This is a genomic window from Mesorhizobium mediterraneum, from assembly GCF_002284565.1.
Taxonomy (GTDB): domain Bacteria; phylum Pseudomonadota; class Alphaproteobacteria; order Rhizobiales; family Rhizobiaceae; genus Mesorhizobium; species Mesorhizobium mediterraneum.
Window position 1 is genome coordinate 12011 of the sequence record NZ_NPKI01000051.1, and the last position, 13766, is coordinate 25776.

The 13766-nt window shown below is 59.1% G+C and carries 18 protein-coding genes and 1 tRNA gene; 12 read left to right on the forward strand and 7 right to left on the reverse strand.

Annotated features, from left to right (window positions below; genetic code table 11):
• The first annotated feature begins 27 nt into the window (after positions 1–27).
• Positions 28–912, forward strand: coding sequence for an HTH-type transcriptional regulator BhcR (bhcR, locus tag CIT25_RS34040; RefSeq protein WP_095489456.1), 885 nt, complete (start codon positions 28–30; stop codon positions 910–912).
• Between the two features lie 61 nt (positions 913–973).
• The gene (locus CIT25_RS34045; protein WP_095489457.1) at positions 974–1468 is read left to right on the forward strand and encodes a YbaK/EbsC family protein; all 495 of its coding nucleotides are present in this window, start codon (positions 974–976) and stop codon (positions 1466–1468) included.
• On the opposite strand, the gene CIT25_RS34050 is transcribed toward CIT25_RS34045, so the two are convergent.
• From CIT25_RS34050 to CIT25_RS37070, 3 genes are all read right to left on the reverse strand, one after another.
• Positions 1436–1792, reverse strand: a complete 357-nt coding sequence (locus CIT25_RS34050) for a hypothetical protein (protein WP_095489666.1) — start codon at positions 1790–1792, stop codon at positions 1436–1438. The genes CIT25_RS34045 and CIT25_RS34050 overlap by 33 nt on opposite strands.
• A gap of 167 nt (positions 1793–1959) precedes the next feature.
• A complete protein-coding gene (locus CIT25_RS34055; RefSeq protein WP_095489458.1) occupies positions 1960–2265 on the reverse strand; it encodes a BA14K family protein in 306 nt (101 codons plus the stop codon).
• Positions 2266–2459: 194 nt separating this feature from the next.
• Complete coding sequence (locus tag CIT25_RS37070; protein WP_095489459.1) at positions 2460–2627, reverse strand: hypothetical protein; 168 nt, start codon at positions 2625–2627, stop codon at positions 2460–2462.
• 158 nt (positions 2628–2785) lie between these two features.
• On the opposite strand from CIT25_RS37070, the gene CIT25_RS34065 reads away from it, so the two are divergent.
• Positions 2786–2861: transfer RNA gene (locus tag CIT25_RS34065), tRNA-Thr, on the forward strand.
• 336 nt (positions 2862–3197) lie between these two features.
• On the opposite strand, the gene CIT25_RS34070 is transcribed toward CIT25_RS34065, so the two are convergent.
• A complete protein-coding gene (locus CIT25_RS34070) occupies positions 3198–3437 on the reverse strand; it encodes a hypothetical protein (RefSeq protein WP_095489460.1) in 240 nt (79 codons plus the stop codon).
• 485 nt (positions 3438–3922) lie between these two features.
• On the opposite strand from CIT25_RS34070, the gene CIT25_RS36695 reads away from it, so the two are divergent.
• From CIT25_RS36695 to CIT25_RS34080, 3 genes are all read left to right on the forward strand, one after another.
• The gene (locus CIT25_RS36695) at positions 3923–4168 is read left to right on the forward strand and encodes a hypothetical protein (protein WP_126106725.1); all 246 of its coding nucleotides are present in this window, start codon (positions 3923–3925) and stop codon (positions 4166–4168) included.
• Between the two features lie 239 nt (positions 4169–4407).
• Entirely contained in the window at positions 4408–4605 is a 198-nt protein-coding gene (locus CIT25_RS34075) for a hypothetical protein (RefSeq protein WP_065008304.1), read from the forward strand.
• A 199-nt stretch (positions 4606–4804) separates the two neighbouring features.
• Positions 4805–5410, forward strand: a complete 606-nt coding sequence (locus tag CIT25_RS34080; RefSeq protein ID WP_245330138.1) for a cupin domain-containing protein — start codon at positions 4805–4807, stop codon at positions 5408–5410.
• A 281-nt stretch (positions 5411–5691) separates the two neighbouring features.
• Here the strand turns inward: CIT25_RS34080 and CIT25_RS34085 are convergent, their stop codons facing one another.
• Positions 5692–6495 (reverse strand): hypothetical protein, encoded by an 804-nt coding sequence (locus CIT25_RS34085; protein ID WP_158302726.1) that lies wholly within the window; start codon positions 6493–6495, stop codon positions 5692–5694.
• 10 nt (positions 6496–6505) lie between these two features.
• Positions 6506–6754 (reverse strand): hypothetical protein, encoded by a 249-nt coding sequence (locus CIT25_RS34090; RefSeq protein WP_158302727.1) that lies wholly within the window; start codon positions 6752–6754, stop codon positions 6506–6508.
• Between the two features lie 373 nt (positions 6755–7127).
• Here CIT25_RS34090 and CIT25_RS34095 point away from each other — a divergent pair, with 373 nt between their 5' ends.
• Positions 7128–8567 carry an ATP-binding protein gene (locus CIT25_RS34095; RefSeq protein ID WP_158302728.1) on the forward strand — a complete coding sequence of 480 codons (1440 nt, stop codon included), beginning with the start codon at positions 7128–7130 and terminating at the stop codon, positions 8565–8567.
• A 29-nt stretch (positions 8568–8596) separates the two neighbouring features.
• Positions 8597–9148, forward strand: coding sequence for a hypothetical protein (locus CIT25_RS36700; RefSeq protein ID WP_158302729.1), 552 nt, complete (start codon positions 8597–8599; stop codon positions 9146–9148).
• Between the two features lie 78 nt (positions 9149–9226).
• On the opposite strand, the gene CIT25_RS34105 is transcribed toward CIT25_RS36700, so the two are convergent.
• A complete protein-coding gene (locus CIT25_RS34105; RefSeq protein WP_095489466.1) occupies positions 9227–9841 on the reverse strand; it encodes a TetR/AcrR family transcriptional regulator in 615 nt (204 codons plus the stop codon).
• Positions 9842–9931: 90 nt separating this feature from the next.
• Here CIT25_RS34105 and CIT25_RS34110 point away from each other — a divergent pair, with 90 nt between their 5' ends.
• From CIT25_RS34110 to CIT25_RS34125, 4 genes are read left to right on the forward strand one after another with little or no spacing between them, the layout of a single operon-like run.
• On the forward strand, positions 9932–11038 hold the full coding sequence (locus CIT25_RS34110) for a polyamine ABC transporter substrate-binding protein (RefSeq protein WP_095489467.1): 1107 nt from the start codon (positions 9932–9934) through the stop codon (positions 11036–11038).
• Between the two features lie 13 nt (positions 11039–11051).
• Positions 11052–11918 carry an ABC transporter permease gene (locus CIT25_RS34115; RefSeq protein ID WP_095489468.1) on the forward strand — a complete coding sequence of 289 codons (867 nt, stop codon included), beginning with the start codon at positions 11052–11054 and terminating at the stop codon, positions 11916–11918.
• A 1-nt stretch (position 11919) separates the two neighbouring features.
• On the forward strand, positions 11920–12702 hold the full coding sequence (locus tag CIT25_RS34120; protein WP_095489469.1) for an ABC transporter permease: 783 nt from the start codon (positions 11920–11922) through the stop codon (positions 12700–12702).
• The gene (locus CIT25_RS34125; RefSeq protein WP_095489470.1) at positions 12699–13763 is read left to right on the forward strand and encodes an ABC transporter ATP-binding protein; all 1065 of its coding nucleotides are present in this window, start codon (positions 12699–12701) and stop codon (positions 13761–13763) included. The genes CIT25_RS34120 and CIT25_RS34125 overlap by 4 nt, the downstream gene beginning before the upstream one ends.
• Positions 13764–13766 lie beyond the last annotated feature (3 nt).

The following is a 13766-nucleotide window of genomic DNA, read 5'->3' on the forward strand; positions in this document are numbered from 1 at the left end:
TTTGGCGAAATTGCCAAGAATGCCGTCATGGAAACGACCGAAAAACGCCAGCGCGGACGGCCGCGCGCCTTCCACGGTCCATCTGAGGCGGCTTCGGTGCAGTCGCTCGATCGGGCATTGCGCATCCTGGCCATCGTCGCCGACGGCAGCGGCCTGTCGCTGAGCGAGATCGCCGCGCAGAGCGGCCTCGCAGCGTCCACCGCCTACCGCATGCTGACGACGCTGGAAAACCACGGCATGGTCGAGTTCGACAGCACCGACCAGCTTTGGTCGATCGGCGTCGAGACTTATCGCATGGGCGCGGCATTCCTGCGCCGCCGCAAGCTGGTCGACCGTGCCCGCACTGTCATGCAGGAACTGATGGAGAAGACCGGCGAGACCGCCAATCTCGGCGTCGCCGAGGATGATTGCGTCGTCTTCGTCAGCCAGGTCGAGACGCATCAGGCGATCCGCGCCTTCTTCCGGCCGGGCACGCGCAGCTCCTTCCATGCGTCGGGCATCGGCAAGGCAGTGCTGGCGCATCTCGAGCCGGAGCGCGTCGGCGCCATCCTGCGCCGGGCCGGGCTGGAGCGCTTCACCGAAAAGACGCTGTCCGACATCTCGGCGCTGGCGCGCAACCTGGTCACGATCAAGCTGCGCGGCTGGTCGGTCGACGACGAGGAGCGGCATCCCGGCATGCGCTGCGTGGCCGCCGCGATTTTCAACGAGTTCGGCGAGCCGATCGGCGGGGTTTCGGTTTCGGGACCGACAGTGCGGGTGACGACGGAGCGGCTGGCAGAGATCGGCCCCCTGGTGCGCGAAGCCGCAACGGAAATAACCAGGATGATTGGTGGTCTGCCGCCCCCTTCTTCACCAAGCCGCGCCGCCGAACCGGGTTCACTCTTCGACATTGGCGCAGCGCGCTCACCTTGACAGCCGCCCGGCTACGGCCAAGTTTGCGTCCACCTTCCGCCAGCCGACGCCCGAAAGACGCATGAGCCTCCAATCCGTCAAAGCCTTCTTCGCCGAATATGCCCCCGACATTGAGGTGATCGAAACGCCGACAAGCTCGGCGACCGTCGCGCTCGCGGCCGAGGCGCACGGCGTCGAGCCGGGGCAGATCGCCAAGACCATCTGCCTGCGCGTCGGTGACCGGGTCATGCTGGTCGTCGCCCGCGGCGACGCGCGCATCGACAATCGCAAATCGCGCGATGCATTCGGCGGCAAGCCGCGCATGCTCGATGCCGAGCAGGTGGCCGAAATCACTGGCCATCCGATTGGCGGCGTCTGCCCCTTCGGCCTCGCCTCGCCGTTGCCGGTCTATTGCGACGTATCGCTGCGCGTCTACGATCAGGTCGTGCCAGCGGCCGGCGCAACCAATGCAGCGGTGAAAATAGGCGTCGAGCGCATGGCAGCGCTGACCGGCGCCGAATGGTGCGACATCTGTCAGGATGAGCTAGGCCCCGGGCACCGCGCTCTTGGTCGATAAGTCGTAGAAATCAAGCAGCATCGCCAACCCAACTCCGCATGCGGTGAAGATGAGGCCGGCGATGAAGATGCGGGTGGCGCGTTCATAGACGCGTCGCTGTAGAGACGTTGTGTCGAGCAGCAACCGCAGCGCTCGTATCTGCAAGGCAATGCCTATCAAAATCGGCACGACGGCTGCCAGGTGATAGATTTCCCAAGGGAGCGGGTTGGCGGCCCAATGCGTGATGAAGCCCAGCGAGAAAGCCAGTAGAATGCCGACGGTGGTGATCGTGCCGTTGCGGAAATCCGTCTCAATCTGCTCTTCCTTGGGTTCGTGCTCGTCCAAGCGTCCCTCTCGGTCTGGTGCCTTCACCGCCAGACTAAGATGTCGAAAAATCCCTGTACATCCCTCGCTGGAACCGGTTGCGGTGCCGGGTTCAATTTTGAACCCAGTCAGCTGAATAAGGGGCAGGAGGTGCCCCTTATCCCTTGCCTGAAACGGTTCACCTCCCCTCAAAGCCGGCAGCGGTGACGGTAGCCGTCGTAGCCGACATAGGTGTCGGAGTACGGATCGTAGCTCTGATAGCGGTTGAGGCAGCGCCGGACGTGCCACGAACCGCCGTGTTCCTCGATATAGACGGTGCGAGGCTGGGCGAGCGCGCTACCGAGCAGGAAGCCGCCGACGCCGGCGGCAATGCCGATGCCAAGGTGCTTGTTGTGATGCTTGTGATGGGCGGCCGAAGGCTGAACGGTGCCGGCCAGCATGGCGGCGGCGACAGCGGTGGCGATGAGGCCGGAAACGATGGTGCGCTTGAACATGATGATCTCCTTGCTGCGTTGTGTGAGAGGCGATCCATCCGCCTCTTGACCATCAGTCGTTGCAGCAAGGAAAAAGGTTCGATGATTTTTTTGGATTTTTTCGAACGAAGAAAATCGACCGGTCTGACAAGGTTCGCTGTCAGCACGCAATCATGACCGGCAGGCGGCGCGGTCGACATCCCGGCGGGGAGGCCTCAGCCCATGCCGGTGATATGACGCAGCCAGAAGGCGAGCGCGATGAAGCCGATGATGGTGGTGACGCCGGTCCAATCGACATTGGCGCTCTTCAGATTCTTGACGAGCTTCACCAAGAGAATCCAGGCCACGACGACGACCAGGGCAATGACGACAAATCTGATCATGCGGCACCCTCGCCTATCCGATTGCACCTTCGATCAATATAGGAAGCGAATTGGCCGTTTTCAGGAGGACCGCGCCGGCCGCTCCGGCGGGTTCGCCGGCAACCGAAAACAGAGTTTTGTCTTTACTGGCGCAACAAATATGCTAACCGGAGCGCCGTGCCCTTGTAGCTCAGCTGGTAGAGCAGCGGTTTTGTAAACCGAAGGTCGGCGGTTCGATTCCGTCCGGGGGCACCAGAAACTCGAATAAACAAAATAAAATCAACGGCCTTGGTTTGGGATCATCCCAGATCGTTTGTCCGGGGGAACCAACCCCGCATCGTATTCGGTTCATGATCGGAACGCTACCAGTGCCAGTTCGGACAAACCACAATTGAGCCGAAGCAGGCTGTTGTCGCGATGGTGCTGGATGGCAAAAAGGATTTCGTCTTACCCGACGCTGTCAAAATAGAGGCGGAAGGAAGCCAATATAACTTCCGGCGATTGCCTTCCGAACAACTCTCGGAAGCCACGATCGAAATCTCGGGTTGCCATAACGGTCACCTTCAGCTTTGAACGCAACTCGTCGGATAACTAAGCTGGATTGAGCGTATACTGCTCGCGCTCATCGAAAGCCACGAACAGGCCCAGGGCAGCAGCTACTTCGAGGATAGCTTCGGTTAAATCGTCGTTGGATGCGACCAAACCAGGTGCAGCCTGCCGAACTTGGTTCAATGCTGCTTTGACCGAAACGGTGTCCCCATGGCCGGCCCTGTTGAGGACTGCGGCAATCGCCTGATCTAGAACTGGACCGACCCTATGGACGATTCTCATCCACCTTCCCCCCCGGGAACGTAAGAAGGTAATGGTAGCGTGTCTGGGGCTGCGATGCAACCGATGCGGGAAATCGCACCGAATTGGGTCTGGCGCGGGCAGATGGCGGCCTTGGCCGGTCGCGGCGGAACTCATTGCTCTGGAAGAAACTTGCGAGCCCGTTTCCCGAACCGATCAAAATCGTCGGCACCTGAAAGCGGCCAAACGAGGTTAACAGTAGGTCCAACGCTCGGGTACAAAGCGGTACACGGGCTTAACCGCTTCAGAGGAAGAGGCCCTTTCTATCCGATTGATTTCTGGTCAAATTCTGGTGGAACGCTCAAGTTGGATTTGGGCCTTATCGCGGTCCGGGGCACCAGCAAGCGCCTCTTGTGAGAACGTCTTAAGGCGGTCGATATCTGCTCATCCCCGATTTCCACAGGTTGGGACCGTAGCATATCAGTTCCAACGCTTATATTTCCTAGTGGAAACCATAGGAGTCTCTGTTGGAGCAGAAACGCACGATCGCCCCCTTTATTGGTGGCATGTATGGCAGCCTTGTTGCCCTCGCGTTGGCGTTCGGTTTCCGCTTCCTGATAATTCCCGATCCTGATCCAACCTCGCAAACAACGATAATCCTTTCAGGACTGGCCTTTTCGATTTGTTTCAGCCTGACTTTCCTTCGCGAGCATCGACGCCAGATCGCTGCCGCCAGAAAATTTCTAAGCCGTCCAAGATCGTATCAGGACTGATCCCCGCGGTCTGCAACGCAAAGCCCCGGTGGCCATCAGGCCATCAGGCCATCAGGCCATCAGAAAAATTCAGTAAAATCGAACCAACTGATGCAACAGGGCGATGGGTACCGCTGGCATCTCCTGCTACCCGGGCATTTAAAGCCATTCGATTAAAATGCTCCTGTGTATATTAGCAATCGCTCAATTTAGCGCGTCGACAATGTCCGGGCGGCGGGTAAAATCGAATGGGTGATGTCATGCGAAGCGACTTCGCCGCTGCGCGCGAGCTCTTGGAGTGCGCCCAAAACCGGCTCTGCGGCATGGACGAAACGAGCCAACGCGTCAGCGAGGCGCTGGATTCCCTGATCGAGGAAATAGCCATCGCGGAATTCCGCAAGGCGCCACTGACCGTCGTGCCGTTTCCGCGCGCACGGCCACCTAAGCATGCTCGGTAAAACTGCCGATCGTGCCCCGGGAAGGCAACTATCTCTCTCGGGATTGCTTGGCGCGTTCGCCCCTTACGCTTTTTGGAGCACATGCTTTAAGTAGATTTCGCGAAAGCTGCGGCACTGGGATCTTTTTCCCTGTGATGTGCGGTGTTCTGAAACTGCGAGCTGATCCATGTCACGCTGTGGAGATGTCTACGAGAACAAGGTGACCGGCGAATATGCAGTGATCCTGCGCGGCACCGAAGACCGTGGCGAAGGGCCTGGCATCGTTTATTTAACCGCTCGGCCGGGGGCCGCGGTGGTAGGCGAGCACTTCCACCCGAACATGATCGAACGGTTTACCGTCTTCAGCGGCCGGCTCAATGCCTGCATCGCCGGGAAGACTTTCTCTCTGGGACCTGGCCAATCCGCCACGGCCGAGGCAGGCGTTGCACATGATTGGTGGAACAGCAGCAAGACCGACGAGGCCCAGATCCTGATCGAAATCGAACGGGCGCACGGTGCGGACCACATTGACCCGAACCGTTTCGAACTGCTGATCGGCATGCTCTTCGGCCTGGCCAATGCTGGCAAGGTGGATAACAAAGGCAGACCTTCACCGCTTCAAGCGGCGGTCATCGCCAGGGAATTTGCCGACGTGATCGTCTTCACGCGGCCCCCACCTGCGGTTCAGCGGGTGGCGCTTGGGATACTTGCGCCTCTCGCCAATCTGCTTGGCTATCGGGCGATCGACCCCAGCTACTGCAGGCCGCATGGACATGTCACGCCGGCCCCCGAAATCCTCGCTCTGGCTGGTCTTCCGGCTGGCTGATTTCGATGTCGCGAGTGGGGCCTCAGAGTTCAGTCGGCATAGCTCGCCTTGCACTCTCACGATATCCGGTGTGCGCTGGGGACAGTGATGTTGCCCCGGCATTGACCACTTCGTTGACCTCATCGAGCCAATAGCGCCGAGGATATGGCGCAACAAATATGCTAACCGGAGCGCCTTGCCTTTGTCGCTCAGTTGGTAGGCGGCGGTTTTGTAAACCGAAGGTCGGCCGGTTCGATCCCGTCCGGGCGCACCATTAGGTAACCAGCAAGGCTCCCATTCGTCTATTGCCGGGCCTGAATCTGATTGAGGTTCAGTTGCAGGAGCAGAGCCTTGACACGATCGCTCGTGACCTCTCCTTTGAACACCTCCTTCACTTTGCCTGGGGCAAAACCAAAGGTAATCTTATCTGTATTTATCGAGGACAACGTTCCCAGGTTGCCAGGCCCCTTGAAGTGCTGAAGCGTCCAAGTTGGGCCGACGGCATTGAGGTTCTTTGTGACAACAAAGGACACGAATCCGCCGAATTGGCCCGAGGTGCCTGATAAGCCTTGCGTTGAATTCCGATCAGGAGATGTGAACGCAAGCTCGGCCGACTCCTTTATGCCCAATTCCCCGGCCAAGTTTGTCACCAGCGGAGACGGGCACTTTCCATAAACGGGTGGTTCATTCTTCCCCTCCGCCTTTGCATCCTTCACCGCTTGATCCCAATCTGCCGCAAGTTGGTTCATAGAGTAGTACAGGTTGAGCGTAAAATTCTGCTCGCGTGACCTAGCGAGCTTTGCACCTAAGTTGAAGGCATAGGTGGGAGTTTGAGGGAAATTGAAGGATGGAGCCAACTCGCCTGAGTTTGTGACATCAAGATAGAGCTGTACGCCCACTTCATAGTTGTTTCCGAGCAGTTCTTCGCGGGTATATGCTTCAGGTTTAACAAGCTCCGTCAGCTCGCACCGCACGCGGCTGACAATCACAGCAACCGTTGGAGCGCCCTGGTAATTGGGAATATCAAATCTGGGAACACCACAACCAGAAAGTCCAAGCGTAGCGCAGCCAATCAGTGCAGTAGCAGGCCAAGAACGACCAAGCATCGCTGCCCTCCTACTTTTCACAGGGACTGTCGAGCATTTTAGCGAAAAAATTTATATCTTTCTCTTTCAGCTTCAGGTCGACAGTGTGGCATTCTTTCGGCGTCATATTCTTGCAGACCGGCTTAGTACGCGGCCCCCGATAAGACATGCATCCGTTCAGAACCGCCTTTAGACTTTCAAGTACGACGATCTCGTCGCCTTTGTATTTTACTCCCGCTTTCGCACGTTTCTCGTCCCGTTCTTTGATGATCTTATCCATCAAAGCTTCAGTTTGCCTTTTGCTTAGTGCTACCGGCATAGCTCCCCCTTGCGGTCACTACCGATGTTCGGCGTCCGCCCAGCGAATCAAAAGCTCAGTAGTTGGATCGTTGTTTTCTCTTACTTATTCCGCAATAGCTATGAAGCTAAGGGAACAGTTTTATTTTTTCGAGACGAAGACAAACTACATGCTGGCCTTCCATGACTTGAATTTGCGAGACGGATATCCAATGAATCGGTAAGTTTCAGTCAACGGCAGGTTCGTCGACTGCACAAGGTGCCAGTAAATGGCTACCAAGGCAGGCGCCACCAGGCGCCCCTTGAGTTCGCCTCCACTGCGGCGCAATGGTGGGGTGTCGGGGGAGAAAGCTAAGATGCAGATAATACCGGTCGAGGTCCAATCGGATTTCATTGAACGGCAAACGAAAGCACAGCCAACACAAGCGCTTGCCGAGTTGATTTGGAATGCCCTGGACGCGGACGCATCGCGAGTGAGTGTCGAGTTTGATGAGGATGGTCTAGGCGGAATGTCCGCAATCGTGATCAGTGATAACGGTGACGGGATTCCTTATTCGGACGCTCCAGAGCTTTTTCGCAATCTTGGCGGCTCGTGGAAGATACACGGTGCACGAGCAACCAAGCGCGGCAGAATGCTCCACGGTCAAGAGGGTCGCGGTCGTTTCAAGGCCTTTGCACTTGGTACAGTTGTAGACTGGAAGGTGACCTACAAAGATAGCGATGGTCGCCTGATGCGCTATGAAGTTTCGATCCTAGAGAGCGACATTAAACAGGTTCGCATCTCAGATGAGGCGCCCGTCTCCGGTCCTGCTGAAACGGGCGTGACGGTAATTATTGGGGGCCCTAAGCGACAGTTCGCTACGCTTGCGTCGGATGGCGGGCTGCAGGACTTGGCTGAGATATTCGCGATCTACCTAAAGCATTACCGCGACGTGATGATCGAGGTCGCCGGAAACAGAATTGATCCTGCTTATGCGATTGATGAAGTCTGGGAGAAGGCACTTCCTGACATAATCGATGAGTCCGGAATCTCTCATGAAGCGTCACTGGAGATCATAGGCTGGCGGCGGCAAACCAAGCGGGCTCTATATCTCTGTAATCAGCAGGGATTTCCGCTGTCCCAGGTGGAAGCTCGTTTCCACGTCGGTGACTTTCAATTCTCTGCCTATCTAAAATCGAGTCTGGTGTCGCGCCTTCAGCAGGAAAACCGACTCGATCTTGCCGAGATGGTGCCCGCTCTACAGACCTCTATCGACCTGGCACGAGATCAAATCAAACTGCTGTACCGTGAGCGCGCAGCCGAGCGTGCCAGGACTGTTGTAGAAGAATGGAAGCAACGCGAGGTATACCCCTTTGATGGCGACGAAGCTGAAACCGCCGTCTCCAAAGCGGAGCGGCAGATTTTTGATATCGTCGCGGTAACCGTACAGGATGCAACTCCGAGCCTTCGGGAGGCTTCCACTCCTGAACTTGCGCTGCATCTGCGCCTCCTTAAACACGCTATCGAGCGGAGCCCGACCGAGCTACAGAAGATTTTGCAGGAAGTTTTGAAGCTTCCGCCGCGAACACACGCGAAGCTGGCGAACCTGCTCGAGGAAACTTCACTCGCTGGCATAATCAGCGCCGTCGGCGTCGTCACGGATCGCCTAAAATTTCTTACAGCGCTCGAGGCCGTCCTTTTTGATCCCGAGATGAGCCAACGCCTCCGAGAGCGCACGCAACTGCACAAATCCTGGAATCGAACACATGGGTGTTCGGCGAAGAATACAATCTCTGGGTTAGCGACCGGTCACTGACTGAGGTTTTGCGCCAGCACAAGAAGCGCTTGGATCCATCGATCGTAATCGACGAACCCGTGCGGCATGTCAGCCAACAAAGAGGCATCGTTGACCTGATGCTGTCCCGAGCCCAAAGACGTCATCGAGCCGACGACTTCGAACATTTGGTAATCGAGTTAAAAGCGCCAAAGGTCGTATTGTCTGCTGCAGATTTGACCCAGCTGGAAGGCTATGCGGCATCAGTAGCGGAGGATCGCCGGTTTGCCACTGTGCAAAATCTAAGGTGGCATTTTTGGCTTGTCTCAGACAGCTATAATCGAGATGTGGCGTTGCGTTTAAAAGGTCATCCGGAGGGTCGTTCTGGAATTGTCTTGCGGGCAGACAACATTATGGTCGGCGTGAGGACCTGGGCGCAGATTATAGAGGAGAACCGCGCAAGGTTGCAGTTTTTCCAGGAGAGGCTGGAGTATCGAATGGATCAGAGTGGGGCCCTGAAGCACCTGCAGGAGAAACACCGTCAACTTCTTGAGGGGGTTGTCATTGAGGAGCCCGTGGAAAACGGGGCTGACGACGAGCCAAGCGACAACGATCGCCACTGAAAGAGGCTTGCGCCAGGGCGGAGGTCTGCGGAAACCTCTATCGAGCAGGCCATACCTGTAGAAGTTAATTGTTGACTCTCACACCGCAATCGCCGCCACCAGAATGCGGTTCTGCCTTCGTATCGCCGCGCGCAGTTCCGCAATCCTGGCCTTGTCGCGCTTCACGAACTCGATGAACATCATGTTCATGTTGTTGAACACCAGCTCGCCCAGGGCCTGCCCGTCGATATCGCGGCGCACCAGGTCGATCGCCTGCAGTCTCGCGATCAGCGCGCGGATCTGTTCGGTCAGTGCTCGGTCGAGCGCGGTGTAGGCTTGGCCGAACGGGCTGTCGGGCAGCTGCGTCGAGATCGCCATCGCCTGCCGCCACATCTCCTTGCTGAGGTAGTGCAGCGAATGCTCGATATAGATGCCGAGCAGCGTGTCGAGCGCGTCGCCGACATTGGCCGGTGGATTGGCGACGACGCCCTGCCCGGCATTGAGCACCTCGTTGACCTCCATCGAAACGATGGCGCCGAGGATATCGCCCTTGTTCTGGTAGTAATTGTAGATCGTGCCGACCGACACCTCGGCCTGCGCCGCGATCGTCTCGATCTTGGCGCCCTCATAGCCGGCGTCGCGGAAAAGCGCCGCCGCCGCCTCGATGATACGGCGGTGCCGATCCGCCTTTTGCCTTGCCCGCAATCCGCTCATATCGCTATTTGCCATAAAAACAGAATTGACTCAATTTTAGAATTGGTTCAATTTTTTGCCAGAAGCCAAAAAGGCAAGGGAGAACACTCGATGTCCATCAATCCAAAGACCCCGAATCCGACTACTAGGAATCCGCGTTCCGTTCTGAAGAGCCGTCTTCACGCCGCGTGTGCTGCGACGGCGCTGCTGCTGGCGACGGGTGACCTCGGTCAGGCTGCGGATCTCAACGCCTTGATCTGGTGCGATCACGCCGACCCTGCGCTGCTGCAGCCCTTCGAGGAGGCCAATGGCGTCAAGGTCAACGTCAAGGAATTCGAGGGCACCGGGGCCGGCATGGCAATTGTCGAACAGTCGCAGCCCGGCGACTGGGATGTGATGGTGATCGACAGCATCGACATACCGCGAGGTGTCGAAAAGGGCCTGTTCGAGCCGCTGCCGGAAGACAAGCTGCCGCTGGCCGACCTCTTTCCCCAGGTGAAGATGGATAGTTCCACCGTCGTCGACGGCAAGCGCTACGGCATCACCGAAAAATTCGGCTACAACACGATCGGCTACAACAAGACCAAGGTCGATCCGGCGGACATGCAGTCGATGGCTGCGCTGACCGGCGACAAGTATAAGGGCAAGATCGCCATCTATGACTATTACCTGCCGGTCATCGGCATGGCCGCACTCGCGATCGGCAAGAAGACCGCCGAGCTGACCGAAGCCGACCTTCCCGCCATCAAGGAAGAGCTGCTCAAGATGAAAGCCAATGCCAAGCTGGTCGGCGAGGTGACCGCCAGCCAGACGGCGCTGGCGACCGGCGAGGTCGACATACTGGTCGGCGGTGGCGAGTGGGTGACGGCCGGACTGGCCAAGGAGAACCCTGCCCTCGACTTCTCTATTCCGAAAGAAGGTGCTGTGCTGTGGTCGCAGTCGCTGGCGATGTTCAAGGATTCCAAAAACAAGGACATGGCGCTGAAATTCATCCAGTACATTATGAGCCCTGAAGGCCAGGCGCGGCTTGCCACATCCGCCTGCTATTGGGGCATGCCGGCGAATACCAAGGCGGCGCTGAGCGACGAGCAGAAGCAGATCCTGCGCTTCGACGAACAGCCGGATTTCCTCGCCCGCGCCCAGCCCTACCCGGCGCCGAACGCCGATCTCGACAAGAAGATGCAGGACGTCTGGACCGAAATGCTGCAGGCGCAGTGACCGGTCGCCGGTCGTGAACTCTGCCACAAACAGCGGGCGTGCCCTGCCCCGGGCGGGCTGTGCCCTGCCCTGGGCGCTGGTCACGCCGGCGCTCGGCTGGACGCTGCTGTTCTTCGTCCTGCCTTTCCTGGCCATGGGGTTTTCCAGCCTGACGGCGCATGACGGCGGCGGCTTTACGCTCGCCAACTACAGCCAGTTCTTTGCCAATCCGGCCTATTGGCAGGCGATGGTGAACTCGCTGCAGGTCACCGCCATCGTCACCCTGATCTCGGTACTGCTCGCCTACCCCTTCGCCTGGATCCTGGCCGAACAGGTGCCGGAGCGCTGGCAGCGGTTGGCGCTGATGCTGGCTGTGCTGCCGTTCTGGACCTCCTATGTCGTGCGCTCCTACTCCTGGCTTCTGGTGCTGGCGCAGAACGGCGTGATCAACCGCGCGTTGACCGGCTCCGGCCTGTTCAGCGAGCCGGTGCAGCTGGCCAACACACGGCTGGCCACGGTCATCGGCTTCGTGCATTTCTTCGTCATGCTTTTGACATTGACGATCTTCGCCAATCTGAAGCAGCTCAGCCCAAGCTACCGCAAGGCCGCCGCCGATCTCGGCGCCGGACCGGTGCGCACGTTCCTGCACGTTATCCTGCCGCTGACGCTCCCCGGCATCATGGTCGGCGCCTTCCTCACCTTCGTGCTGTGCATCGGCGACTACATCACGCCGCAGATCCTCGGCGGCAACAACGAGCTTTTGATGCCGCAACTCGTCATGATGCAGATCGGCCGGCGCGGCGACTTTCCGCTCGCCTCGGCGCTGTCGATCATCCTGATGGCGGTCGTCACTGTCGCTTACCTCGCCTGCGCCCGCTGGCTGAAGATCGAGCGCGCCTGAGATGCGCGCGCTTGTCCGTATCGCCTCATGGCTCTACGCCGCCGCCGTCTATGGCTTCATCTTCCTGCCGGTAGTCGTGCTGGTGCTGTTTTCGCTGCAGGCGACGTCGTTTCCGATCCCACCCTTCACCGGGCCGTCGCTGCGCTGGTACGACGCCGTGCTCGCCGACACGCGGCTGACCTCTGCGCTGGTCAATTCGCTTCTAGTGGCCGCCCTCTCTTCAGCTATCGCCGTTACGCTGGGCTTCCTCTCCGCCTGGGGTTTCGCGCGCTTCGTCCTGCCGGGCTCAGCCCTGCTGCGCGGGCTGATCACGCTGCCGCTGACAGTGAGCTATCTCATCATCGGCATGGGGCTGCTGGTGCTGTTCAACTGGGCCGGCGTGCCAAAATCGCTGCTTGCCGCCGGCATCGGCCATGTCGTGATCAACCTGCCGCTCTGCTTTGCCATCATCTACAGCCAGATGGGCGACCACCAGATCAACATCGAGCGCGCCGCGCGTGACCTCGGCGCGCCCGAATGGAAGGTGCTGCTGCTGATCACCGTGCCGGTGATGGCGCCGGCGATCTTCGCCGGGTTTTTCCTGTCGATGACCTTCTCCTGGGATGAGTTCGTGATCTCCTTCCTGCTGACGCGCTTCGACACCACGCTGCCCGTCGAGATCTGGAACCTCCTCCGCTCAGGCCTCAATCCCAAGACCAACGCCGTCGGCTCGCTGGTCTTCGCCGTCTCAATCGTGCTGGTGGTATTGTTCGAACTGATGCTGTTGCGGAGGAAGCCGGCATGACCGCGCCATTGGTCGATATAAGCTCTGTTTCGCATCGCTTCGGCCAGCACACCGTGCTGAAGAACGTGTCGCTGCAAATCGAGCCGGGCAGCTACACCATCCTGCTCGGGCCGTCGGGCTCGGGCAAGACGACGCTGCTCTCCATTCTCGGCGGTTTCGTCACGCCGAGCGAAGGCAAGGTGCTGATCCGCGGCGAGGACTGCACCACCGTGCCGCCGGCGAAGCGTCCGACGACCACGGTGTTTCAGGACTATGCGCTGTTTCCGCATATGAGCGTCGGCGGCAATGTCGGCTTCGGCCTGCGCATGCAAGGCGTCGATGCCGCGACACGTGCCGCGCGGGCGCGCGAGGCGTTGGCGCTGGTCGGGCTGGCCGCCGCCTTCGACAAGAAGCCGCACCAATTGTCGGGCGGCCAGCGGCAGCGCGTCGCATTGGCGCGAGCGCTGGTGATCGAGCCGGCGGTTCTGCTGCTCGATGAGCCGCTCGGCGCGCTCGATCTCCAGTTGCGCCGGCAGATGCAGGACGAGCTGAAAGCGATCCAGAAACGCGTCGGCACCGCCTTCATCCATGTCACCCATGACCAGGAAGAAGCGATGGCGCTGGCCGACCACTGCGTGGTGATGAATGACGGGCGCATCGAGGACGAAGGGCCGCCCGAGCGCGTCTATGCGCGGCCGGCGACGCGGTTTTCCGCGACCTTCATGGGCGAAAGCACGCTGATATCGGGAACGGTGACGAAGGCGAAGGACGGAACAACCACTGTCGCGACGCAGACTGGATCGTTCTCGCTGCCCGGCACAGCGTTAGCCGGGACGGCCGTCGCCCTTGCCATCCGTCCGGAGCATCTCGTTCTCGGCGCGGCCAGCGGCGCTATAAGGCTCGGCACAGCCAAGGTGAGCGACGTTGTGTTTCAAGGCAGCTTCAAGCGCGTGCTTGCCGTCTCCGAGAAAGACCCGGCGCTGCACTTCATCGCCAGGGTTCCCGCCGCTGCGGCCGTCCGGCCCGGCGACATCGTTGCGGTTTCGTGCGACGCTGGCGACATCATCCCTCTGGCGGGTTGAGCC

Bases quoted from the DNA above. Each gene is read 5' to 3' on its own strand.
- bhcR (WP_095489456.1), top strand. From the start codon at position 28: ATGGAAACGACCGAAAAACGCCAGCGCGGACGGCCGCGCGCCTTCCAC.
- CIT25_RS34045 (WP_095489457.1), top strand. From the start codon at position 974: ATGAGCCTCCAATCCGTCAAAGCCTTCTTCGCCGAATATGCCCCCGAC.
- CIT25_RS34055 (WP_095489458.1), bottom strand. From the start codon at position 2,265: ATGTTCAAGCGCACCATCGTTTCCGGCCTCATCGCCACCGCTGTCGCC.
- CIT25_RS37070 (WP_095489459.1), bottom strand. From the start codon at position 2,627: ATGATCAGATTTGTCGTCATTGCCCTGGTCGTCGTCGTGGCCTGGATT.
- CIT25_RS34070 (WP_095489460.1), bottom strand. From the start codon at position 3,437: ATGAGAATCGTCCATAGGGTCGGTCCAGTTCTAGATCAGGCGATTGCC.
- CIT25_RS34075 (WP_065008304.1), top strand. From the start codon at position 4,408: ATGCGAAGCGACTTCGCCGCTGCGCGCGAGCTCTTGGAGTGCGCCCAA.
- CIT25_RS34085 (WP_158302726.1), bottom strand. From the start codon at position 6,495: ATGCTTGGTCGTTCTTGGCCTGCTACTGCACTGATTGGCTGCGCTACG.
- CIT25_RS34090 (WP_158302727.1), bottom strand. From the start codon at position 6,754: ATGGATAAGATCATCAAAGAACGGGACGAGAAACGTGCGAAAGCGGGA.
- CIT25_RS34095 (WP_158302728.1), top strand. From the start codon at position 7,128: ATGCAGATAATACCGGTCGAGGTCCAATCGGATTTCATTGAACGGCAA.
- CIT25_RS34105 (WP_095489466.1), bottom strand. From the start codon at position 9,841: ATGAGCGGATTGCGGGCAAGGCAAAAGGCGGATCGGCACCGCCGTATC.
- CIT25_RS34110 (WP_095489467.1), top strand. From the start codon at position 9,932: ATGTCCATCAATCCAAAGACCCCGAATCCGACTACTAGGAATCCGCGT.
- CIT25_RS34120 (WP_095489469.1), top strand. From the start codon at position 11,920: ATGCGCGCGCTTGTCCGTATCGCCTCATGGCTCTACGCCGCCGCCGTC.
- CIT25_RS34125 (WP_095489470.1), top strand. From the start codon at position 12,699: ATGACCGCGCCATTGGTCGATATAAGCTCTGTTTCGCATCGCTTCGGC.